Origin of the sequence: Plastoroseomonas hellenica (assembly GCF_018129085.1) — a bacterium.
Lineage (GTDB): Bacteria > Pseudomonadota > Alphaproteobacteria > Acetobacterales > Acetobacteraceae > Plastoroseomonas > Plastoroseomonas hellenica.
The window spans coordinates 1-22,635 of sequence record NZ_JAAGBB010000033.1 but is presented as its reverse complement, the minus strand read 5'-3'; the positions used below and the strand labels follow the sequence as shown (position 1 = coordinate 22,635).

22 protein-coding genes, 1 pseudogene and 1 riboswitch are annotated in these 22,635 nt (G+C 70.3%); of the genes and pseudogenes, 13 read left to right on the top strand and 10 right to left on the bottom strand.

Annotation, left to right across the window (positions count from 1 at the left end; genetic code table 11):
* Positions 1–32: 32 nt before the first annotated feature.
* From GXW71_RS23360 to GXW71_RS23335, 6 genes are all read left to right on the top strand, one after another.
* Positions 33–1,013, top strand: coding sequence for a Bug family tripartite tricarboxylate transporter substrate binding protein (locus GXW71_RS23360; protein WP_211855100.1), 981 nt, complete (start codon positions 33–35; stop codon positions 1,011–1,013).
* Positions 1,013–1,999 carry a D-2-hydroxyacid dehydrogenase family protein gene (locus GXW71_RS23355; protein ID WP_246526820.1) on the top strand — a complete coding sequence of 329 codons (987 nt, stop codon included), beginning with the start codon at positions 1,013–1,015 and terminating at the stop codon, positions 1,997–1,999. The genes GXW71_RS23360 and GXW71_RS23355 overlap by 1 nt, the downstream gene beginning before the upstream one ends.
* A complete protein-coding gene (locus tag GXW71_RS23350) occupies positions 1,996–2,829 on the top strand; it encodes an enoyl-CoA hydratase/isomerase family protein (RefSeq protein WP_211855098.1) in 834 nt (277 codons plus the stop codon). Before GXW71_RS23355 ends, GXW71_RS23350 begins: the two co-directional genes overlap by 4 nt.
* Positions 2,826–4,895 (top strand): acetate--CoA ligase family protein, encoded by a 2,070-nt coding sequence (locus tag GXW71_RS23345; RefSeq protein WP_211855097.1) that lies wholly within the window; start codon positions 2,826–2,828, stop codon positions 4,893–4,895. The genes GXW71_RS23350 and GXW71_RS23345 overlap by 4 nt, the downstream gene beginning before the upstream one ends.
* A gap of 68 nt (positions 4,896–4,963) precedes the next feature.
* The gene (locus GXW71_RS23340; RefSeq protein WP_408902003.1) at positions 4,964–6,235 is read left to right on the top strand and encodes an MmgE/PrpD family protein; all 1,272 of its coding nucleotides are present in this window, start codon (positions 4,964–4,966) and stop codon (positions 6,233–6,235) included.
* A 465-nt stretch (positions 6,236–6,700) separates the two neighbouring features.
* Positions 6,701–6,898: a hypothetical protein gene (locus GXW71_RS23335; protein ID WP_211855096.1), complete on the top strand. Its 198-nt coding sequence runs from the start codon at positions 6,701–6,703 to the stop codon at positions 6,896–6,898.
* Between the two features lie 82 nt (positions 6,899–6,980).
* On the opposite strand, the gene rnhA is transcribed toward GXW71_RS23335, so the two are convergent.
* The 3 genes from rnhA to ispH are packed head-to-tail and all read right to left on the bottom strand — an operon-like array spanning position 6,981 to position 9,368.
* A complete protein-coding gene (rnhA, locus tag GXW71_RS23330; protein ID WP_211855095.1) occupies positions 6,981–7,454 on the bottom strand; it encodes a ribonuclease HI in 474 nt (157 codons plus the stop codon).
* On the bottom strand, positions 7,444–8,415 hold the full coding sequence (locus GXW71_RS23325; RefSeq protein ID WP_211855094.1) for a homoserine kinase: 972 nt from the start codon (positions 8,413–8,415) through the stop codon (positions 7,444–7,446). Before GXW71_RS23325 ends, rnhA begins: the two co-directional genes overlap by 11 nt.
* Positions 8,415–9,368 carry a 4-hydroxy-3-methylbut-2-enyl diphosphate reductase gene (ispH, locus tag GXW71_RS23320; protein ID WP_211855093.1) on the bottom strand — a complete coding sequence of 318 codons (954 nt, stop codon included), beginning with the start codon at positions 9,366–9,368 and terminating at the stop codon, positions 8,415–8,417. The genes GXW71_RS23325 and ispH overlap by 1 nt, the downstream gene beginning before the upstream one ends.
* Before the next feature lie 97 nt (positions 9,369–9,465).
* Between ispH and GXW71_RS23315 the strand changes: the two genes are divergently transcribed.
* From GXW71_RS23315 to GXW71_RS23290, 6 genes are all read left to right on the top strand, one after another.
* Positions 9,466–9,999, top strand: coding sequence for a hypothetical protein (locus GXW71_RS23315; protein WP_211855092.1), 534 nt, complete (start codon positions 9,466–9,468; stop codon positions 9,997–9,999).
* Positions 10,000–10,230: 231 nt separating this feature from the next.
* Positions 10,231–10,338, top strand: a riboswitch (glycine riboswitch).
* Between the two features lie 171 nt (positions 10,339–10,509).
* Entirely contained in the window at positions 10,510–11,637 is a 1,128-nt protein-coding gene (gene gcvT / locus GXW71_RS23310; protein WP_367617353.1) for a glycine cleavage system aminomethyltransferase GcvT, read from the top strand.
* Between the two features lie 18 nt (positions 11,638–11,655).
* Entirely contained in the window at positions 11,656–12,033 is a 378-nt protein-coding gene (gcvH, locus tag GXW71_RS23305; RefSeq protein ID WP_211855090.1) for a glycine cleavage system protein GcvH, read from the top strand.
* A gap of 38 nt (positions 12,034–12,071) precedes the next feature.
* Positions 12,072–15,002 carry an aminomethyl-transferring glycine dehydrogenase gene (gcvP, locus tag GXW71_RS23300; protein WP_456315993.1) on the top strand — a complete coding sequence of 977 codons (2,931 nt, stop codon included), beginning with the start codon at positions 12,072–12,074 and terminating at the stop codon, positions 15,000–15,002.
* Positions 14,999–15,619: an NUDIX hydrolase gene (locus GXW71_RS23295; protein ID WP_211855089.1), complete on the top strand. Its 621-nt coding sequence runs from the start codon at positions 14,999–15,001 to the stop codon at positions 15,617–15,619. Before gcvP ends, GXW71_RS23295 begins: the two co-directional genes overlap by 4 nt.
* Positions 15,616–16,065, top strand: coding sequence for a GNAT family N-acetyltransferase (locus GXW71_RS23290; RefSeq protein ID WP_211855088.1), 450 nt, complete (start codon positions 15,616–15,618; stop codon positions 16,063–16,065). The genes GXW71_RS23295 and GXW71_RS23290 overlap by 4 nt, the downstream gene beginning before the upstream one ends.
* A 38-nt stretch (positions 16,066–16,103) precedes the next feature.
* Here GXW71_RS23290 and GXW71_RS23285 read toward each other — a convergent pair whose 3' ends face one another.
* The 6 genes from GXW71_RS23285 to GXW71_RS23260 all read right to left on the bottom strand — a co-directional run bounded on the left by GXW71_RS23285 (position 16,104) and on the right by GXW71_RS23260 (position 20,415).
* Positions 16,104–17,681, bottom strand: coding sequence for an ABC transporter substrate-binding protein (locus tag GXW71_RS23285; RefSeq protein WP_211855087.1), 1,578 nt, complete (start codon positions 17,679–17,681; stop codon positions 16,104–16,106).
* A gap of 286 nt (positions 17,682–17,967) precedes the next feature.
* Positions 17,968–18,477 (bottom strand): F0F1 ATP synthase subunit B family protein, encoded by a 510-nt coding sequence (locus GXW71_RS23280; RefSeq protein WP_211855086.1) that lies wholly within the window; start codon positions 18,475–18,477, stop codon positions 17,968–17,970.
* Positions 18,478–18,480: 3 nt separating this feature from the next.
* Positions 18,481–18,981 (bottom strand): F0F1 ATP synthase subunit B family protein, encoded by a 501-nt coding sequence (locus GXW71_RS23275; RefSeq protein WP_211855085.1) that lies wholly within the window; start codon positions 18,979–18,981, stop codon positions 18,481–18,483.
* A gap of 78 nt (positions 18,982–19,059) precedes the next feature.
* Complete coding sequence (locus GXW71_RS23270) at positions 19,060–19,284, bottom strand: ATP synthase subunit C family protein (RefSeq protein ID WP_133221840.1); 225 nt, start codon at positions 19,282–19,284, stop codon at positions 19,060–19,062.
* Positions 19,285–19,330: 46 nt separating this feature from the next.
* Complete coding sequence (locus GXW71_RS23265) at positions 19,331–20,086, bottom strand: F0F1 ATP synthase subunit A (protein ID WP_211855084.1); 756 nt, start codon at positions 20,084–20,086, stop codon at positions 19,331–19,333.
* Between the two features lie 23 nt (positions 20,087–20,109).
* Positions 20,110–20,415 (bottom strand): AtpZ/AtpI family protein, encoded by a 306-nt coding sequence (locus tag GXW71_RS23260; RefSeq protein WP_211855083.1) that lies wholly within the window; start codon positions 20,413–20,415, stop codon positions 20,110–20,112.
* A 150-nt stretch (positions 20,416–20,565) separates the two neighbouring features.
* Between GXW71_RS23260 and GXW71_RS23255 the strand changes: the two genes are divergently transcribed.
* Complete coding sequence (locus GXW71_RS23255) at positions 20,566–21,279, top strand: MgtC/SapB family protein (protein WP_211855082.1); 714 nt, start codon at positions 20,566–20,568, stop codon at positions 21,277–21,279.
* A 110-nt stretch (positions 21,280–21,389) separates the two neighbouring features.
* Here the strand turns inward: GXW71_RS23255 and GXW71_RS23250 are convergent.
* Positions 21,390–22,635: pseudogene (locus tag GXW71_RS23250) on the bottom strand (chromosome segregation protein SMC); the annotation flags it as partial.

Genomic DNA, 22,635 nt, shown 5'->3' with positions numbered 1-22,635 from the left:
GAGCGAGACACTTGCCGGAGGAAACCGCCACGATGCAGCGCCGCACCGCCCTCATGCTGATCCCCGCACTATCAGCGGCCCTGGCCCGGCCGTCAGCGGCACAGCCCGCGCCGTTCCCCGACCGGCCGCTCCGCATGGTCATCCCCTTCGCGGCCGGGGGCAGCAACGACATCGTGGGCCGCGTGATCGCCGAAGGCATGGGCGCGCGCCTCGGGCAGACGATCGTGGTGGAGAACCGCGGCGGCGCTGGCGGGATACTGGGCAATGAGGTCGTCGCGCGCGCGCCGAAGGATGGCCACACCTTCCTGCTCGGCGGCAGCGGCAGCTTCCTGATCAGCAGCCTGGTGCAGCCGCGCATCCCCTACGACATCATCCGCGACTTCACGCCGATCGGCTTCCTCGGCGCCGCGCCCAACGTCATCACGGTCAATCCCGGGGTCGCAGCGACGACGATGGGCGAGCTGCGCGACCTGGCGCGCGGGTCCCGGGTGCCGCTCTCCTATGCGAGCCCCGGCGCCGGCACCACGGGCCATCTGCTGGGCGCCTTGCTTTCGCTGGTCTTCGGCGCCGAGATGGAGCACGTGCCCTATCGCGGCACCGGGCCCGCCATCACGGATGTGCTCGCCGGCCGCGTGCAGATCCTCACCAATGCCGCGGCGCCGCTCAGGCCGCACATCGCATCCGGCGGGCTGCGCGCCATCGCGGTGGCGGCGCCGCGGCGGCTCGCGATCCTGCCGGAGGTGCCGAGCACGGTGGAGCAGGGCTTCTCCGACGTCGTCTCCTCCACCTGGTACGGGCTGCTGACGCCGTCCGGCGTGCCGGCCGAGCGCATCGGCGCGCTGCACGCCGCGTTGAACGCCACGCTTGCCGATGCCGCCGTGCAGCAGCGGCTCGCGGAGGAGGGCGTGGAGGTGGAGCCGAGCACGGCGCCGCAGGATTTCGGCAGCTTCATCGAGCGCGACCGGCAGCGCTGGCAGCAGGTCGTGACCCGCACCAACATCCGGGCCGAGTGATGGCGCGGCCGCCTCTCAGCCGGATCGTCGTGCTGGATGATTACGGCGACGCCGTGTCCGGCGCCGCGGACTGGTCCGGCATGCCGGTCGAGATCTTCCGATCCCACTTCCCGGAAGCCGAGCTGGCGGAACGCTTGCAGGGCGCCGACGCGCTGGTGCTGATCCGCGAGAGGAGCGCGGTGCCGGCCAGCCTGCTGCAGCGGCTGCCGGCGCTCCGCCTCATCGTCACGGCGGGCATGCGCAACCGCATCCTGGACCTCGATGCCTGCGCGGTGCGCGGCATCGCGGTCTGCGGCACCAATTCCCGCGCTTCGCCGACCGTGGAGCTGACCTGGGGCCTGATCCTGGCGCTGGCGCGCCGCATCCCGGAGCAGGAACAGCGCCTGCGGCAGGGCGGCTGGCAGCAGGGCACCGGCCTCGGGCTGGAAGACGCCACGCTCGGCATCGCCGGGCTCGGCCGCATCGGTGCCGGCGTGGCGGCGATCGGCCGCGCCTTCGGCATGCGGCTGCTGGCCTGGAGCCCGAACCTGACGGCGGAGAAGGCCGAGGCCGCCGGTGCGCGCCTGACGGACAAGGACGGGCTGTTCCGCGAGGCCGATATCGTCACCCTGCATCTCGGCCTCGGGCCGGCGACGCGCGGCATCGTCGGCGCCGCGGAACTCGGTCTCATGCGGCCGGGGGCGCTGCTGGTGAACACGGCCCGCGGGCCACTGGTGGACCAGGCGGCGCTGATCGCCGCACTCGAAGGCGGCCAGCTCGGCGGCGCGGCGATCGACACGCACGACCCCGAGCCCATGGCATCCGACGACCCGATTCGCCGTGCGCCCAACACGATCCTGACGCCGCATCTCGGCTACGTCACCCGGCAGAATTTCCGCTTCTACTGCGAAGGTGCGGTGGAATGCCTGCGGGCCTGGCGCGCCGGCGCACCCCTTCCGCGGCCGCTGAACGCCGCCGCCCAAGCCACATGGGAACCAACCGCATGACCCCCGCCGATCCCGCCTCCGACGCCATCCTGCTGCAGGCCGATGGCCCGGTCGCCGTGCTGACCCTGAACCGCCCGGCCGCGCGCAACGCCATCGACGACGCGATGCGGGCCGATCTCGTGGCCGCGCTGGACCATGTGGCGCGCACCGATTCCATCCGCGCCCTGGTGATCACCGGCGCCGGCAAGGGCTTCTGCGCCGGCGGCGACGTCAAGTCGATGCAGGCGCGGCTCGCGGTACCGCCGGGTGAGGTGGCGCTGAACGGCTGGCGCCGCCAGCAGCGTACGCACCACGCCATCGCCATGCTGCATGCGCTGCCCAAGCCCACCATCGCGGCGGTGAACGGCGCCGCGACCGGGCTCGGCTGCGACGTGGCGCTCTGCTGCGACTTCGTCATGGCCTCGGACGCTGCGAGCTTCGCCATGACCTACATCCTGCGCGGCCTCATCCCCGATGGCGGCGGCATGTATTTCCTGCCGCGCCGCGTCGGCCTCTCCCGCGCCAAGGAGCTCATCTTCTCCGGCCGCAGCGTCGCGCCGGACGAAGCGCTGCGCCTCGGCATGATCGACCGCGTGACCGGGGCGGAGACCCTGCTGGAGGATGCCTGCGCCTGGGCCGCCGAGCTCAGCCGCGGCGCGCCCGCGGCGCTGGCGCTCAGCAAGAGCATCCTCGATCAGACATTCGAGCTCAGCGTCGAGCAGGTCTTCGCCATGGGCAGCCAGGCGCAGGCCATCTGCTACAGCACGCGCGAGCATCAGGCATCCGTCGCAGCCTTCCTCGAAGGCGTCGCACAGCGAAGGGCGGCCAAGCAGAAGGGAGAGGGGACATGAACGCGGTCGGCGCCCTGCTGCGTCCGCGCAGCGTCGCCGTCGTCGGCGCCTCCGCCGATGCCGGCAAGATGACCGGGCGTCCCGTCGCCTATCTGCAGAAGCATGGCTTCGAGGGGGAGATCTGGCCGGTCAATCCGCGCGCGGAGACCATCGCCGGGCTGCGCTGCTACCCGGATGTCGCCGCGCTGCCGGGGGCGCCGGATGCCGCCATCGTGCTGCTCGGCCCCGACCGGGCCGAGGCGGCGGTGCGCGACCTCGCGGCGCGCGGCTGTCGGGCCGCAATCGTGCTGGCAAGCGGCTATGGTGAAGCGAATGAGGAGGGCGGCCGCCGCCAGCAGGCGCTGAAGGCCGCGGCGGGCAACATGCGCCTGCTCGGTCCGAACACCATCGGGCTCGTGAACCTCACCGACGGCATCATGCTCTCCGCCACCGGCGCGCTGGAGGTGGGCGAGCTTCCGGCCGGGCGCATCTCCGTCGTGTCGCAGAGCGGCGGCATCCTCGGCTCCCTGCTCTCCCGCGCCGCCGATCGCGGCATCGGCTTCGCCAAGCTGGTCTCCACCGGCAACGAAGCGGATCTCGACAGCACCGACCTCATCGAGCACTTGATCGACGACGCGGCAACCGACGTCATCGCCGTCTACATGGAAGGGCTGCGGCGGCCGGAGGCGTTCAAGCGCGCCGCGCGCCGCGCCGCGGCACTCGGCAAGCCGATCGTGATCTACAAGGTCGGCCGCTCGGAATCGGGCGCGCGCTCGGCCACCTCGCATACCGGCGCGCTGGCGGGTGCCGATCGCGTCTACGACGCCATGTTCCGCCAGCTCGGCGTGATCCGCGCCGAAAGCTTCACCGACCTGCTCGACATCCCCGCGGCGCTGGTGACGGGACGGCGGATGGCGGGCGGGCGCGTCGCGATCCTGACCTCGACCGGCGGCGCGGGCACGCTGCTGGCCGACAATTGCGGCCTCGGCGGGATCGAGGTGCCGCCGCCCGACGACGCGACGACGGAGCGGCTGGCGACGCTGCTGAACGAGGATCAGGCGGCGATCGGCCGCAACCCCGTGGATGTGACCTTGGCCGGGCTGCAACCGGAGCTGTTCCGCGGCGCCATCACCGCGCTGCTGGAAAGCCCGGGCTACGACGCCGTGGTCGTGGTGATCGGCTCCTCCGCGCTGGCGCGGCCGGACATCGTCGCGGGTGCCATCGTCGAATGCCAGGGCCGCAGCGAGAAGCCGGTGCTCGCCTATGTCAGCCCGCATGCGCCCCACCTGGTGCGGCTCCTGAACGAGAAAGGCATCCCGGCCTTCGCGACGCCGGAGAGCTGCGCGACTCTGTTGCGCGCGCTCCGTCGGCCCGCCGTGCCGCCGGTGCCGGCCGAGACACCCGCCGATGAGGGCGTGCTGGCCGGCCTGCCGTCCGGCAATCTGAACGAGGCCGAGAGCAAGGCGCTCTTCGCCCGCTTCGGCGTCCCGGTCACGCGGGAGCATGCGGCCGCCGACGAGGCCGAGGCCGCGGCGGCGGCGGCGCGGCTCGGCGGCGAGGTGGTGCTGAAGATCCTGTCCCGCGCCATCGCGCACAAGAGCGACATCGGCGGCGTCAGGGTGGGACTCACCGCGGCGCAGGTGCCGGACGCCTGCAGCGCGATGCTGGAAAGCCTGCGCCGCGCCGGTGCGCCGGTGCCGGAAGGCTTCCTGGTCCAGGAGCGCATCCGCGGCGGCGTGGAGATGATCCTCGGCTTCCACCGCGACCCGCAGCTCGGCCCGGTGATCCTGCTCGGCGCCGGCGGCGTGGCGGCGGAGCTGTTCCAGGACACGACGCTGCGCCTGCTACCGATCGCCCGCGATGATGCCGAGGCTATGGTGGATGAGCTGAAGGCGGCGCGCCTGCTGCGCGGCTATCGTGGCGCCCCGCCCGCGGACATCGATGCCCTCGTCGATGCCGTGATGGCCTTCGCCGCCATGGCCGGTGCCGCCGGGGACCGCCTGCTCGAGGCGGAGATCAATCCGCTCTTCGTCCTGCCCGAAGGGCAGGGCGCGCGGGCCGTCGACGGCCTTGCGGTGCTGCGGTGACCGGCAATCCGCTGCATGCCCTGGCAGTGCATGCGGCGGGCTGGCGGGAGAGGCCCTGACCCGAAGGGCTGGAACACCATGCGCGCCGGGCGTTGCTGGATTGGTTCGCGGCCATGCTGCCTGGGGCGCGGCTTGCCCCGGCGACCCTCCTGGCCGGAGCCCTGGCCGATGAACGGGGCGATGGCCGGGCGGTCTGCTATGTCGATGGCGGGCTGGGATCGCCACGCCACGCCGCCCTGCTGAATGCGATCGCCAGCCATACGGTGGAGTTCGACGACATCCACCGCGATTCCGGCCTGCATCCCGGCAGCCCGACCATTGCTGCCGCGCTCGCTGTCGCGCAGGCCTCAGGGGCCAGCATGGATGCGCTGCTGCGCGCGATGGCGGCGGGGTACGAGGTCGGCGGGCGCGTCGCGCTCGCCATACAGCCCAGCCATTACCGTTTCTGGCACACCACCGCGACCGTCGGCACCATCGGCGCCGCCGCCGCCGCAGCCCTGTTGCTGGGTTGCGGGGCCGAGCGCATCGCGCATGCCATCGCCCTGGCTTCGACCATGGCGGGCGGGCTGCAGCAGGCCTTCCGCGGCGAGGGGATGAGCAAGCCGATGCATCCCGGCCATGCCGCCGAGGCCGGAATCCTCGCCGCGCGCGCGGCGGCGGGCGGGGTGACGGGGGCGCCGGACGTCCTGCACGGCCCGGTCGGCTTCGCCGCGGCGACCAGCGACGGCACCGGGCGCTGGGAGCAGGCGTTGCAGGACCTCGGCGAGCGCTTCGTGATTGGGGCGATCACCTTCAAGAATCACGGCTGCTGCGGGCATATCTTCCCGGCGCTCGACGGGCTGCTCGCTCTGCGCGCGCGGCATCCCTTCCTGCCGGAGGAAGTCTCGCGCATCCACATCGCCGGCTATCGCGCCACGGTGGAGATGTGCGATCGGCCAGCGGTGGCAACCGAACAGGAAGCGCGCTTCAGCACGCAGTTCTGCGTCGCCGCCCTGCTGCACCATGGCGCCGTGCGCCTGGATGCCTTCGCGCCCGCGCGCCTGGCGGATCCGCTGCTGCGCGCCTTCATGGCGAAGGTATCGGTCAGCCTGGCGCCGGATCTCGCGGATGCCTATCCCGGCCGGCGCGCTGCGCGCATCCGCCTCGAGCTGCGGGATGGCCGGGTCTTCGACCACGAGCAGCCGACGCGTAAGGGCGACCCAGAGGATCCGCTGACGGATCCGGAGCTGGATGCGAAGTTCCATGAGCTGGTGGCCCCAGTGCTCGGCGAGGCGGGTGCGGCCGCCTTGTTCCAGGCGATCCGGCGCGGGACGCGGTTGCCGGGCGCCATCCTCGCCTGAACGCGGGTGCATTCCGGGACGCGGGCCTCCCAAGCGGGGCCATGGCGACTTCCGGGCACTCGCGCCCGCCCGAACAGTGTCTGCCTCGGGGCGTTCGTCAAAACTGGACTGATCGGTTCAGTACAATAGCATGCAAGGCGATGTGATCATGCAATTGGTGTATGTCTGCGCTGATTTGCGCTGGCGTCCCGGCGGCGCCATATCAATGATGAGCCGAAGGCGATCGGCGCCTGCGGCGAGTTGGCCATTGGTGAAGTTTGGTGCCGTTCAGTAGGCGATTAGGTCTGTGCAGTGTTAACCTGGAAGTAATCTGGCGATCATCTTCTCGCATACTGACGGTTTTGACCTGATGCCTGATAAATCCCGCAGGGGCGGCACCAGGACAGGGTTTTGAGCTCGACTTTGCTGAATGGTCGCCCTGGTGACCGGCCCGAATGGGCGGCGCCGATTGAAAGGATGCGTCTCATGAAGCGTTTTCTGATCGCGGCCGTGCTGGCCGCATCGACCCTGAGCGTGGCGGGTACGGCGATGGCAGCCTTCGTCGGCGAGGATGCTCGGACTCGGGGGACATCGTCGTCGTCGACCACGATGCTTGGGGGGAACTCGGACGAGTCCTTCATCAAGCAGCAGAACCAGCAGTACAACACCGACCCCGGCGAGTGACTGGCGCTTTCAGAGGCTGAAAAGGGCGGATCCGGGCGGATCCGCCCCTCTTCCATTGTGAGCGCGCCGACCGAAGTCTGCGCTACCCGCCCGCCTGCCGCGCTGCCGTCGCCAGCTTGTCGGCGCGTTCGTTCATGATGTCGCCGGCATGGCCGCGCACCCAGCGCCATTCGACCTGATGCGGCTTCGCGGCCGCCAACAGGCGCTGCCACAGCTCCATGTTGGCGACCGGGTCCTTTGCCGCGTTGCGCCAGTTGTTGCGCACCCAGCCGTTGATCCAGCGGCTGATGCCGTTGCGCACATATTCGCTGTCGGTGTGCAGCACCACGCGGCAGGGGCGCTTCAGCGCCTCCAGCGCCATGATCGCCGCGGTCAGCTCCATGCGGTTGTTGGTGGTGGCGGCGGCGTAGCCGGAGAGCTCCCGCTCCACATCGCCGAAGCGCAGGATCGCCGCCCAGCCGCCCGGGCCGGGATTGGGCTTGCTGCCGCCATCGGTCCAGATCTCGACCAGCTTTTCCGCCGCCGGTGCGGGCGCGGTATCGGCGTCAGATGCCATAGGCCTCGGGCCCGGTCGCGGCCAAATGGAAGCGCAGCCGCCGCACATACTCCATCGGGTCCTTGCGCGTCACCAGCGCGCCGGCCGGCGTATTCGCCCAGTCAAAGAGGCGCGTCAGCGCGAAGCGGATCGCAGCCCCGCGGCAGAGCACCGGCAGCGCCGCGATCTCTGCCTGGGTCAGCGGCCGCCGCGCGCGATAGGCGCCGAGCAGCGCCCGGGCCTTGGTGACATTGAAGGCGAGGTCCGGCTCGAAGCACCAGGCGTTGAGGCAGACCGCGACGTCATAGGCGAGCAGGTCGGTGCAGGCGAAATAGAAGTCGATCAGGCCGGAGACAACAGGCGGGCCGCCATTCGCGCCCATGAAGAAGACATTGTCCGGAAACAGGTCGGCATGGATCTGCCCGAGCGGCAGCGCCGAAGGCCAGTCGCTGAGAATGCCAGCGAGCGCTGCATCGAGCTCCGCCACCAACCCCGGCACCGGTTCCGCGCCGCCGCGGCAGCGGTCGAGCAGCGGCGCCCAGCCGGCAGGGCCCAGGGTGTTCGGCCGCCGCATCGGGAAATCCGCCGCCGCGTCATGCATCGCGGCCAGGGCGTCGCCGAGCGGCCCGCAATGCTCCACCCTGACGCGGCGCGGCCAGACGCCGGGCAGGAAGGTGCAGATCGCGGCAGGACGCTCCGCGAGCTCGCGCAGCGCCCGGCCGTCGCGGCCCTTCACCGGCACCGGGCAGGACAGGCCACGCGCCGCCATATGGTCCATCAGACCTAGGAAGTACGGCAGCTCTTCCGGGTCCACGCGCCGCTCATAGAGCGTGAGGATGAAATCCCCGGCATCGGTCTTCAGCGCATAATTGGAATTCTCGACGCCCTCCGCGATGCCGCGGAAGGCGACCAGGGCGCCGATCGCGTATTCGGACAGGAAGGCGCGTAGCGCCTCGTCCGTCACTTCCGTATAGACAGCCATTACTCAGCGGCCACACGCGGCACGCGGAAGACGATATCCTCGATGGCGACGGTCACCTCTTCCGTGACGATGTCGAAGCGCTCGGCGAGCCGCGCCAGCACTTCCTCCACCAGCACTTCCGGCGCGCTGGCGCCGGCGGTGATGCCGATGGTGGAGACGCCGTCGAGCAGCGCCAGATCAAGCTCCGCACCCCGCTGCACCATCACCGCCTGCCGGGCGCCGGCACGCGCCGCGACTTCCCGCAGCCGGACGCTGTTGGAGGAGTTGGGCGCGCCGACCACCACGACCAGCTCCGCCCGCTCCGCGATCGCCTTCACCGCCGCCTGGCGGTTGGTGGTGGCGTAGCAGATGCTCTCCTTCAGCGGCTCCTCCATCGCGGGGAAGCGGGCGCGCAGGGCAGCGATGATTTCGGCGGTGTCATCGACCGAAAGCGTGGTCTGGGTGGTGTAGGCAAGCTTCACCCCTTCCGGGACCGCGATCGTCTCCGCATCCTCCACCGATTCGACCAGGGTGATGCTGCCGGGCGGCAGTTGCCCCATGGTGCCGACCACTTCCGGATGCCCCTTGTGGCCGATCAGCAGCAGGTGCTGCCCGGCCTTGTGGTGGATCTCGGCCTGGCGATGCACCTTGCTGACCAGCGGGCAGGTGGCGTCGAGGAAGAACATCTGCCGCGCCTGCGCCTCGGCCGGCACCGATTTCGGCACGCCATGGGCCGAGAAGACGACCGGCTGGCCGTCATCGGGGATGTCGGAGAGGTCTTCGACGAAGACGGCTCCCTGCCGCTTCAGGCCTTCCACCACGAAGCGGTTGTGCACGATCTCATGCCGGACATAGACAGGGGCGCCGTGGCACTTCAGCGCCTCCTCGACGATCTTGATCGCGCGGTCCACTCCGGCGCAGAAGCCGCGTGGGCCGGCGAGGAGCGCGGTTAGCCTGGGTTTCGGAACGGTCATCGTTTTGAGCATGGGTCCTGGGGGCACGGCTTGCCGGCAGGCCGCGTCGGCCGGCACAGTAGAGATGGCGCCCGCATGGGCAAAGAGGGAGATGCTGATGCGGTTCGTGATGGGTCTGGCGCTGGCGGGTGCCGCGCTGCTGGCGGCCTGCGGCTCCTCCGAGACGCCACGGCAGGCGCCATGCCCGCGAATCACCCTGCTGCGGGAGGGGGCGGACCTGACCCGCTTCCGCCCCGGCGCCGGGCAGGACCTGTCGGTCATGTCCTATGACGCGCGTATCACGGGCTTCGATGCGCGCTGCGACTTCACCGACCGGGGCCGCAACGTCGCGGTCGATATCACGCCCCGCTTCGAGGTGGAGCGCGGCCCGGCCAGCGGCGGCGTGCCAGCCGATCTGCCCTGGTTCGTGGCGGTCAGCGATGCCGAGGACACGCGCATCCTCGATCAGGCGGATTACACCGCCCGTGCCGTTTTCCCGGCCAATGTCTCGCGCGGGAACGTGCCCGGCGAACGGGTGCGGCTGACGATCCCGAACAGCGACGGGCGGAATGCCGCGAATTTCAACGTGCGCATCTCCTTCCGGCTGACGCCGGAGGAACTGGCCTACAACCGGCGCCGGGGAGCCCGCTGATCAGGTAGCGAAGCCGCCGTTCCCCCCACGGCCCAGGCCGCTACTGGTCTCTGCGGAGCGAGGCGAAGCCGATGCTCCGGGGCCGCGAATGCGGCCCCGCGCGCGGACCATCAGCCGCGCCGGGCGCACACCCGGCAGCGCGTTAGCCAAGGCCGCGGATGCGGCCGCCGGCACCTGGGCCTCCGAATAGGTTGCGCCTGCGGCGGGTCTCGGGCATCTAGCAGGTCCCGCTGATCCTGCGCGGGAGAGAGCGGTGCAGCCCCGTCGGGGAAGGGCGCCGCCGCCGAAGGCGCAACCGGCCCCCGGAAACGCTCAGGCAAAATGGGCCGCGCGGGGAAGGGACCTCTGGAAAGATCGGCGCAGGATCGGCGCCGGCACCGAAGGAGTAAGGCGTCGCCGCCCCCGGGAATACGGCCCCGGCCAAGGCAGCCGCCGAATCTCTCAGGTCACAGGACAGAGGGGGGCCACGGACTGAAACCCCCACCGCCGCTGCGCGCGGCCGGAGGAACCGTGGCCGATCAAGAGACTCCTGTCCTGCGCGAAACGCCGCTGGCCGACCTGCACCGCGAGCTCGGCGGCCGCATGGTGCCCTTCGCGGGCTATGCCATGCCCGTGCAGTACCCGGCCGGCATCATGGCCGAGCACCTGCATTGCCGCGCCCGCGCCGCGCTCTTCGACGTCTCCCATATGGGCCAGGCGGAGCTGATGGGGGTGGGCGGCGCCGCGGCGATGGAGGCGCTGACGCCGGCCGATGTGCTGGGGCTGAAGCCGCACCGCCAGCGCTACGCCCTGCTGACCGGCGATGCCGGCGGCATCCTCGACGACTTCATGGTGACGAACCTGCCGACGCCGGAAGGCACCGACCGGCTGTTCCTGATCGTCAATGCCGCCAACAAGGACGCCGATTTCGATCGCATCGCGGCGCATCTGCCGCCGGGCCTCCGCCTGCAGCGGCGGGAAGATCGCGCGCTCCTCGCGCTGCAGGGGCCGGAAGCCGTCGCCGCCATCGCGGACCACGCGCCCGGCGTCGCGGCGCTCACCTTCATGGGCGTCGCCGAGACGACGCTGTTCGGCGTGCACGCCATCATCAGCCGCTCCGGCTACACCGGCGAGGACGGGGTCGAGATCTCGATCCCCGGCGAACGGGCGGAGGAGGTGGCGCGCGCCCTGCTGAAGCTCGACGGCGTGCTGCCGGCCGGGCTCGGCGCGCGCGACTCGCTGCGGCTGGAGGCCGGGCTCTGCCTGCACGGCAACGACATCGACGCCACCACCAACCCGGTCGAAGCCGGCCTCGTCTGGAGCATCGGCAAGCGCCGCCGCACGGAATGGAATTTCGCCGGCGCCGCCGTGGTGCGCGATGCGCTCGCCAATGGGCCGAAGCGCCTCCGCGTGGGGCTCCGCCCCGAAGGCCGCCAGCCGGCCCGCGCCCATAGCGTGATCCAGGCGGCGGATGGCGTGCCGGTGGGCGAGGTGACCTCCGGCGGCTTCGGCCCGTCCGTCAACGCCCCGGTCGCCATGGGCTATGTCATCAGCGACTACGCCGCCGATGGCACCGCCCTCGAGATCCTGGTGCGCGGCAAGGCGCTGCCCTGCCGCGTCGCCGCCATGCCCTTCCAACCCCACCGCTACGCACGCTGAACGAGAGAGACCCGACCAATGGCCGAGACCCGGTACAGCAAGGACCATGAATGGGTGCGCCTCGAGGGCGACACCGCGACCGTCGGCATCACCGACCATGCGCAGAATGCGCTCGGCGACGTGGTGTTCGTCGAACTGCCGGAGGTCGGCCGCGAGGTCGCCACCGGCGAGGCCTGCGCGGTGGTCGAGAGCGTGAAGGCCGCCTCCGACGTCTATGCGCCGCTCGCCGGCAAGATCGTCGAGGTGAATGCGGGCCTCGCGGACAATCCAGGCCTGATCAACAGCGAGCCGACCGCCGGCGGCTGGTTCTTCCGCATCGAGGTCGCCGATTCCACCGAGTTCGCCGCCCTGCTCGACGAGGCGGCCTATCAGCGCGTCGTGGAGAGCGAGGCGTGAGCGCGTCCGATGATCGGAAGGCCGAAGGGCCTGGAGATCTGAATCGGTCGCGCCAAACGGAAAGCGATCTGGATCTGCTTGAAGCGCTGGAGGACCGCGCGGAATTCGCGCGCCGGCATATCGGCCCGAACGATGCCGAGATCGCCGCCATGCTGAAAGTGGTCGGCGCCGAGAGCCTGGAAGCGCTCGCGGCGAAGACCGTGCCCGCGGCCATCGCCGGCAAGGCGCTCGATGCCCTGCCGCCGCCCGCGACCGAGGCGGAAGCGATCGCGGAACTGCGCGCGCTCGCCGCAGAGAACCGCAGCGACATCAAGCCGCTGCTCGGCACCGGCTATCACGGCACCCACACACCGCCGGTGATTCTGCGCAACGTGCTGGAGAATCCCGGCTGGTACACCGCCTATACGCCCTACCAGGCGGAGATCGCGCAGGGGCGGCTGGAGGCGCTGGTCAATTTCCAGACCATGGTGACCGACCTCACCGGCCTCCCCGTCGCCAATGCATCCCTGCTCGATGAAGGCACCGCGGTCGCCGAGGCGATGGCGATCGCCCATGCCGCGACCCGCGGCAAATCCGACGTGATCCTGGGGGCTGACGACCTGCATCCGCAATCCCGCGCGGTGCTGGCATCGCGCGCGGCACCGCTCGGCCTCCAGGTCCGCTTCGCCGCCGTCGCCGAGATCGCGGCCGTGGTCGCGGCCCAAAAGCCCTTCGCGCTGGTGCTGCAATATCCCGGCACCACCGGCGAGGTGCGCGACATCGCGCCGGAGATCGCCGCGGTGCAGGCGGTGGGCGGGCTCGCGATCGTCGCGGCCGACCCGCTGTCGCTCTGCCTGCTGACGCCGCCCGGCGAGATGGGGGCGGATGTGGTGGTTGGCTCCACCCAGCGCTTCGGCGTGCCGATGGGCTATGGCGGCCCGCACGCCGCCTATATGGCTGTCAAGGACGGGCTGAAGCGGTTGATGCCGGGGCGGCTGGTCGGTGTCTCCATCGATGCCGCCGGCGCACCCGCCATGCGCCTCGCGCTGCAGACGCGCGAGCAGCATATCCGGCGCGAGAAGGCGACCTCCAACATCTGCACCGCGCAGGTGCTGCTCGCGGTGATGGCGAGCATGTACGCGGTCTGGCACGGGCCGGAGGGGCTGAAGCGCATCGCGAGCCGCGTGAACCTGCAGGCGCGGCTGCTGGCCGGCGCCGCGGCGCGCACCGGCCTCACGCTCCGCCACCAGGCCTTCTTCGACACCATCGCGGTCGAATGCGGGGACCGCGCGCCGGCGCTGATCGCGGCGGCGCTGAAGCGCGGCTTCAACCTGGCGCGGCTCGAGGGCGGCGCCGTCGGCATCAGCCTCGATGAGACGGTGACGCGCACCGATCTGGATGCGCTGGCCGAAGTCTTCGCCGAGGTGGGCGGTACGCCGGCGCCGCTCGGCGAGGCCGCCGGCGGCATCCCCGATGCGCTTGCGCGCCGGACCCCCTTCCTGACCGCAGATGTCTTCAACTCGCACCATGCTGAGCATGCCATGCTCCGCTATCTCAAGCGCCTCGAAGACAAGGATGTGGCGCTGAACCGCAGCATGATCCCGCTCGGCTCCTGCACCATGAAGCTGAACGCGACGGCGGAGATGATCCCGATCACCTTTCCGGGCTTCGCGAATATCCATCCCTTCGTGCCGACCGATCAGGCCCAGGGCTATCTGACGCTGGTGCGGCGGCTTGCTGGCTGGCTCTGCGACATCACCGGCTTTGCGGCCGTGTCGCTGCAGCCCAATGCCGGCAGCCAGGGCGAATATGCGGGGCTGCTGGCGATCCGCGCCTGGCACCTGTCGCGCGGCGATGCGCATCGCGACATCTGCCTGATCCCGTCCTCCGCGCATGGCACCAACCCGGCATCCGCTGTCATGGCGGGGATGAAGGTCGTGGTCGTCGGCTGTGACCGCGACGGCAATGTCGATCTCGACGACCTCAGGGCGAAGGCCGAGCAGCATGCGGCCAGCCTCGCGGCGCTGATGGTGACCTACCCCTCGACCCATGGCGTCTATGAGGAGGCGATCCAGGAGATCTGCGCCCTGATCCACGCGAAGGGCGGCAAGGTCTACATGGACGGCGCCAACATGAACGCGCAAGTGGGGCTGACCAGCCCGGCCCGTATTGGTGCCGACGTGTGTCACCTGAACCTGCACAAGACCTTCTGTATCCCGCATGGCGGCGGCGGGCCGGGCGTCGGCCCGATCGGCGTCACCGCGGAGCTGGCGCCCTTCCTGCCCTCCCACCCGCTGGTGGCGGAGGCGGGACCGGCGACCAGCGACACCGTCATCAGCGCCGCCCCCTTCGGCAGCGCCGCCATCCTGCCGATCAGCTACGCCTATATCCGCATGATGGGCGCAGAAGGCCTCAGGCGCGCGACCCAGGTCGCGATCCTGAACGCGAACTACATCGCGAAGCGCCTCGATGGCCATTTCCCGGTGCTCTACAAGGGCGCCCGCGGGATGGTGGCGCATGAGTGCATCCTCGATTGCCGCGGCTTCCAGCAGGGCGGCGGCGTGCTGGTCGAGGACATCGCGAAGCGGCTGCAGGATTACGGCTTCCACGCGCCGACCATGTCCTGGCCGGTCACCGGAACCCTGATGGTCGAGCCGACCGAGAGCGAGCCGAAGCACGAGCTCGACCGCTTCATCGAGGCGATGGTCGCGATTCGCGCCGAGATCCGCGCCGTGGAGCGCGGCGAGGCCGACCGCGCCGACAACCCGCTGAAGCACGCGCCGCACACCGCGGCCGAGGTGATGGCGGATGCCTGGCCGCATGCCTATTCGCGCGAGCAGGCGGCTTTCCCGCTGCCCTATGTGCGCGCCCACAAATACTGGCCGCCGGTCAAGCGCGTGGACAATGTCCATGGCGACCGCAACCTGATCTGCACCTGCGGGCCGCTCGAGGAATACGCGCAGGCGCATCACCTCCAGGCCGCGGAATGAGCGCGCCCGATGATCTCGGTGCCGCGGCGCTGACCGGGCCGCGCACTGAAGGCGTCCGGCCTTGGCGCAAAACCGGCGAGCGGTCGCTGGTGCGCGACCGCTGGATCGATTTGCGCGCCGAGGCCTGGGAGACCGGCCGCGGCGTCTCGCTCGATCCCTGGTACATGCTGCATTGGCGGCCCTGGGTGCATGTGGTCGCCATCACCCCGGATGACCGCGTCGTGATGGTGCGCCAGTTCCGTCCCGGCGCTGCGGAGGCGCTGCTCGAGCTTCCCGGCGGCATCGTCGACGAGGACGGGGAAGGCGCGATCATGCGCGCCGGCGAGCGCGAGCTGGGGGAAGAGACCGGCTATACCGCGGAGGACTTCATCCCCTATGCGGCGCCCTTCAACGACCCGGCGCACGCGACCAACCGCGTGCATTTCCTGTTCGCGCGCAACGCCCGGCCGACGGGCGCGCAGCGGCTGGACGAAGCGGAGGACATCCAGGTGGAGACGCCGACCATCACCGAGCTGCTGGAGGGCCTGCCGCGCGGCATGGTCGCGCATGCGAGCCATATCGGCACGCTCTATCTGGGCCTGCTCGCCGCCGGCCGCATCGCGGTGACGCCGCGATGAGCGCCGTCAGGATTGTGCCCCTGGAACAGCGCCATCGGGAAGGCTGGGAGCGTCTCTATGCAGGCTACGCAGCCTTCTACAAGGTCGAGCAGACGCCGGAGATGCGCGCCACCGTCTGGGGTTGGATCCACGACCCCGCACATGAGGTGAAGGCGCTGGTGGCCGAGGATGCCGAGGGCCGCGCCATTGGCCTGGCCCATTACCGTCCCTATGCCCGGCCTCTGCGCGCCGGCTATGGCGGCTTCCTCGACGATCTCTTCGTCGATCCCGCCGCGCGCGGTACCCGCGTCGCGGATGCGCTGATCGCGCGGCTGTCGGAGATCGGGCGGGAGAAGGGCTGGAACGTGATCCGCTGGATCACCGCCGATGACAATTACCGCGGCCGGGGTGTGTATGACCGGGTGGCGACGCGGACGATGTGGATCACCTACGACATCGCCCTGTGACGGGAAGCAGGCGCCCCGACCGAGGCGCCTGCTCTCCCTCAGTTCCCGAACCGCACGTGCCGAAGCTGGAAGTAGTTGTCCGCAGTCTGCACCACGTGCCAGCCCTGGCGTACCGCCCAGACGATCTGCTGTTGGTGCAGCGGGATATAACCGACATCGTCGCGGATCACGCCCGCGGCTTCCGTGATCAGCCGCTGCCGCGCCGCCTGGTCGGTCTCCACAGCGATGCGGTCGACCAGCGCATCGAAGCGGGGGTTGGAATAGCCGCCATTGTTGAAGACGCCGCGCGTGCCATCGCGGGTGCCGGCCAGGTTGAACAGCGCGTTGTGGGCGTCGCTGGTCGCCGGCGTCCAGCCCAGCAGGTAGAAGCTGGTGTTGAAGCCCGGCGCATTCACCTCGGCGAAGAAGCGGGCACGGGTCTGCGCATTCAGCGTCACCCGGACGCCGATGCGGGCCAGCATGGCGACGACGGCGGTGCAGATCCCCTCATCATTCACGTAGCGGTCGTTCGGGCAGTCGAGCGTGACGCCGAAGCCGTTGGGATAGCCGGCCTCGGCCAGCAGCGCGCGGCCGCGCGCCAGGTCGACGGCCGGGCGCTGGTCGTCCTCTTCCCTGAAGCCGTTCACGCCGGGGCCGTAGATCAGGTTGGTCGGCCGTGACTGCCCGCGCATGACGCTGCGCTGGATCGCGGTGGTGTCGATCGCGAGCTGCATGGCGCGGCGCACGCGCACGTCCTGGAAGGGGTTGCGGTCGCGCACATCGGATTTCAGCAGCACCGGCCGGGACTGGTCCAAGCCGAGATAGATGGTCCTGAGCTCGGGGCCCTGAATTACCGAGACGCCGTTGGTGCGGCGGATGCGCTCCACATCCTGGGGCGGCACCGTATAGACGAAATCGACTTCGCCGGAGAGCAGCGCCGCGACGCGGGTCGCGTCGTTGGAGACGATGTTCAGCTCGGCGCGGGTCAGGTTGTGGGTCGGGCGGTCCCACCAGTTGGGGTTCGGCACCAGCACGGTGCGGCGGTCCGGCTCCCGGCTCTGCAGCAGGAAGGGGCCGGTGCCCATCGCGTTGCGGGTCGCGAAATTCTCCTCCCGGGTGGTCAGGTCGGCCGGGCGGACGGCGTTGTGCCGCTCCGACCAGGCACGGGAGAACATGCCCCAGTTAGTGATCTCCTGGAGCAGGATCGGGTTCGGGTTGGTGGTCTCGAAATCGACCGTGTGGTCATCGACGCGCCGCACCTCCTTCACGGAGGCGAGGACGCCCTGGATGTTGGAACCGGGGGCACGGGCACGCTGGACGCTGAACACTACGTCGTCGGCAGTGAAGGGCGTGCCGTCGGAGAAACGGACGTTCCGGCGCAGGTGAAAGCGCCAGACCGTCGGCGAGACCATCTCCCACCGCTCGGCCAGCGCCGGCTCCACCGCCATCTGGGCGTTCCGGCGGACCAGCGGCTCGTAGATGTTCGCATTGAAGGACAGCAGGAAGGTCTCCTGCCGCGTGTAGGGATCCATGGAATTGACGTCGCCGTCATTGGCCCAACGGAAGATGTTGCCCTGGGCATGGGCGGCGAGGGTGGAACCCGCGAGGAAGGCGGCTGCAAGCGTCAGACGTCGCATGATGTTCCCTGTCGCGTTCTGGTTATTCCTGAACGCTACCGGCAAGACCCGGCATCGGGAAGCACTCTGAGAGCCTGTTTGGGAATGCTGCGGGTCGGTCCGGCGGGTCTTTTCCGCCCCTGCCGCGCCGTCTTCCTCGCCGATGCCACCAGCATCGGCTGCGTCAGCCGCCACGGCAGGGACGAAAAATCCCTTGCCGGCCCTCCGCCGCTCCATTCCCAAACAGGCTCTGAAACGAAAACGGGGGCCGCGAGGCCCCCGTGATCCGTTCAGCGATTGTGTACCGTCAGGCGGCGCGCAGTGCCCGCGGCAGGTCGGCCGTGGCGGCGTCGATCAGCGCGGCATCCGCCGCCGCGTCCACCTGCTCCGCGATCACCTGGCGCGCCGCGTTCACCGCGACCTCGGCGGCAGCGTTGCGCACTGCGGCAATCGCCCCGGCCTCGGCGGCCGCGATCCGGTCCATCGCCATGCGCTCGCGTCGGGCGGCGGCGGCTTCCGCTTCCTCAGCGGTCGCCTGGGCCAGGCGTGCGGCCTCGGCACGAGCTCGGGCGATCAGCGCCTCGGCCTCGCGCAGCGCGGCCTCCCGTTCGGCCTCGGCCTGCTTGCGCATGGCCTCCGCCTCGGCCCGGAGGCGTGCGGCTTCGTCAAGCTCGGCGCGGACGCGGGTAGCACGGCCGTCGAGTGCTTCGGTGATCTTGGCCCAGGCCATGCGGCCGACGAGGAGGACGAAGATGACGAAGCTGACGGCGACCCAGAACTTCGGGTCCAGCCAGAAATGCTCGTAATGGTGTTCCATGGCTCAGCTCCCCGCGCGTGCGGCCAGCGCCGTGTCCACGGCCCGGCCGACGGCCGCCGGATCGGCGCGACCGGTGAGCTTCGCCACCAGGCTTTCCGCCGTCTCGCTCGCCACCTGGCGGAGCGCGCCCATGGCGGCATCGCGCGCCACGGTGATGCGCGCCTCGGAAGCGGCGATCTGCGCGTTCAGCTTGGCGTTGAGCGTATCGGCGTGCGCCTGGGCTTCCGCATGGGCCTGGGCCGTCGCCGCCGCGATCGCGGCCTGGGCTTCGGCACGGGCCTTGGCGGTCGCCTCGGCATGTGCGGCGAGCGCCGTATCGGCCTCCGCCTTCGCCGCGCGTGCCGCATCCAGGTCCGCCGCGATACGCGCGCGGCGATCCTCGAGCACGGCCTCGACGCGCGGCAGGGCGTAGTTCGACAGGATGAAGTAAAGCAGGCCGAAGATAATCATCAACCAGACGATCTGGCTGATCATCAACGGATTGCCGAAATCGAGCTGCGGCATCGCCCCGCCTCCTTATCGCCTCGGTGAGGGGATCCCCTCAGGCCGGCCTGGCGCGCCCGGTGGGGCGCGCCGCCCGGGTCAGGCGAACAGGATGAGGAACGCGATCAGCAGCGCGAAGAGCGCCACTGCTTCCGTCAGCGCGAAGCCAAGGATGCCGATGGGGAACACGGCATCACGTGCACCGGGGTTCCGCGCCACGCTGGTGATCAGCGAGGAGAAGATGTTCCCGATGCCGAGGCCCACGCCGAACAGCGCGATGACGGCGATGCCAGCCCCGAGGGCCTTCGCGGCAGCGACTTCCATGGAGAATGTCCTTCCGTTTCTCCGGTTGATCCAGATCCGCTGACGCTCAGTGCAGATGCACGGCGTCGTGCAGGTAGATGCTGGTCAGGATGGCGAAGACATAGGCCTGCAGGAAGGCCACCAGGACTTCGAACCCAACCAGGGCAATGTTCACGGCGAGCGGCAGCGCGGCCACGAAGGGGCCGATCACGCCGAGACCGCCGAGGAGCACGACAAAGGTCGCGAACACCTTCAGCATCACGTGCCCCGCGACCATGTTCGCGAAGAGACGGATGGAGAGGCTGACGGGACGCGAGAGATAGGAGACGACTTCGACCGGGATGATGATCGGCGCCAGCCAGAGCGGCGCGCCTTGCGGGAAGAAGTAGCTGAAGAAGTGCATGCCGTGCCTGGCCAGCGCGACCACGGTGATCAGCACGAAGACGATGAAGGCCAGGCCGAAGGTGACGGCGATATGGCTCGTGTAGGTGAAGGCGTAGGGCAGCAGGCCCAGCATGTTGCCGAACAGCACGAACATGAAGAGCGTGAAGACGAAGGGGAAGAAGCGCTTCCCTTCCTCGCCCACCTGGCCGACTACCAGGTTCTGCACGAATTCGTAGATGGTCTCGGCGGAGGCCTGCAGGCGGCCCGGCACCACCGCGCGGGCCCGCATGCCGACCATCAGCAGGGCCACGATCAACAGCCCGGCGACCAGCATGTGCATGTTCGACTGGCTGAAGCCGATCGAGCGCCCGACCGCGCCGAGGACCGGCGTCAGCTCGAACTGGCTCAGCGCATCGATCGTCTTGCCTTCGACTGCCACGCGAGCCTCTCCAATCCTGTGCGCTACCTGCGCGTCCGATCAGCGCCGCTCCGCGGGGTGAACAGGCGATAGACGTTCAGGACCCCGGCGACGCTGCCCACCACGAAGAATACCAGGAAGAGCCAGGGCCAGGTGCCGAGCCAGCGATCCAGGATCACCCCCAGCGCGACCCCGACGATCAGCGCCGAGACCACCTCCACCCCCGCGCGGAACCCGACGCCCCAAGTGCTGCCGCTCGGCAGGCCTCCGCGCGTCTTCTGCGCCGGATCGAGCCCTTGTCGGGCCCTGGCCTGTTTCAGCCGCTTCTCGAAACCGTTGTCTTCCGCCACGTGTGCCCCCCCCGCGGAAACCCCCCGGAAGGCACGGGGCTCCTACGGTTCCCCCGCGCGAGTGTCAAGCAAGGGCCGGGAATATTCGGCGTCTTGCGGCGCTTTCGCCACGCATCGCAGGATGGCCGGCAGGGGAGCATGGCAGCGCGGATGACGATCGGCCTGGAACAATCGGCGCTGAATCTGCTGGCGGCGATGGTGCTCGGCGTCGTGATCGGCATCGAGCGGGAATGGCGCCACCCCTATGAGGGGCTCAGGATCAACGTGCTGGTGGCGTTGGGATCGGCCGGATTCGTGCTGTGCTCCCAACTCGTCGCCGGCGACAACAGCCCGACCCGCATCGCCGGGCAGGTGGTCACCGGCATCGGCTTCCTCGGCGCAGGGTTGATCTTCCGCCAGGGCGGGGATGTGAAGGGGCTCAAGACCGCAGCGACCCTCTGGTGCGCCTCCGCGGTCGGGGTGCTGGCCGGATTCGGCGCCTTCGCCAATGCAGCGCTGCTCACCGGCTTCGTGCTGACGGTGAACCTCGTGCTGCGCCCGCTCGGGCGGATGATCGAGCGCGGCTTTGGCATCACGCCGCTACCGCCCGACCGGGGTGGCGGCAGCTACCGCCTGCAGATCATCTGCGACGCCGCCTCGCTGCCCGCGCTCCGCACAGCGCTGGCGGCCGCGGTGGAAGCGGCGGCGGGGGTCCGGCTGCGCGACCTCGAAGGCAATCTGCTCGCCGGCGGCACGGCCGAGGTCAAGGCTGCGCTGACGGTCGAGACCGCCGCCGCGACCACGCTGGAGCGCATCCTGGCCGGGCTCGCCAAGGCGCACCCGATCGCTTCGGCGCGCTGGCGGGTGGAGATGGCTGGCGGATAGAGCGTGATGATTTGAGGCGGAATCGCCAAAAAGTCCGAATCACGCGATCAAACAAAGGGCTGGAGCATGAGGCATGAGCGCTTGCGAGCGCATCATGCTCAAGCCACCGCTCAGGCTTCCGCCAGCGCGACCGCCGCGCCGAGATCGACCGACAGCAGCCGTGACACTCCGCGCTCCTGCATGGTCACGCCGTAGAGCCGATGCATGCGCGCCATGGTCAGCGGATGGTGGGTCACGATCAGGAAGCGGGTGCCGCTCTCCGCCGCCATGGCGTCGAGCAGGTCGCAGAGCCGCTCCACATTCGCGTCGTCGAGCGGCGCATCGACCTCGTCCAGCACGCAGACCGGCGCCGGGTTGCAGCGGAACACCGCGAAGATCAGCGACAGGGCGGTCAGCGCCTGCTCGCCGCCGGAAAGCAGGCTCAAGGTCGCGAGCTTCTTGCCCGGTGGCTCGGCATAGATCTCGAGCCCCGCCTCCAGCGGATCCTCGCTGCCGACCAGCGCCAGATGCGCCCGGCCGCCGCCGAACAGCCGGCTGAACAGGTTGCGGAACTCGGCATCCACCTTGTCGAAGATGGTGCGCAGCCGCTCCCGTCCCTCCCGGTTCAGGTGGCCGATGGAGCCGCGCAGCTTGGCGATGGCGGAGCCGATCTCGTCGCGCTCGCGGGTGATGTCGCCGATGCGGGTCTCGGTCTCCGCCATCTCGATATCGGCACGCAGGTTGACCGGGCCCATCTCCTCCCGCTCGCGCACCAGGCGTTCGACCTTGCGACGGGCCTTTTCCTCGGCGGCGTCGGAGAGCTCCTCCGGCGGGTCGGGCAGCTCGGCGCCTTCGCCGAGGCGTTCGGCGACGCGTTCCGCGACGGCGGCGGCAGCGGCTTCCGCGGCTTCCAGCGCGGCGATGCCGCGGACCATGCGTTCGCGCGCGGCCGCGAATGCCTGATCGGCGGCGCGGCGGGCTTCCGATCCAGACCGCTCGGCGCGCTCGGCGGCACCGAGCGCGGCGGCGGCTTCGGCATGGCGTGCCTCCGCCTCGGCCAGGACACTGCCGGCGGCGGCGCGGCGGGAAGCGGCTTCCTCCGGCAGCGGGGCGAGGCTGTCGCGTTCGGCGCCCGCCTCCTCCGCACGGTGACGCAGCTCGGCCAGGCGTTGGACCGCATCGGCGGCCCGGCCGCCCCAGCCCTCCACCTCGGCTGCGATGGTGGTGCGGCGCGCGGCGATGCGCGTGCCTTCCTGCACCAACGCAGCCTCGTGGCCGCGCGCGGAGAGCTCCTCGGCACGCGCGGCCACGGCGGCGGCGCGGGCGGCTTCCACCGCCTCGCGCAGCGCCGCGAGGTCGGGCAGCACGGCCTGGGCT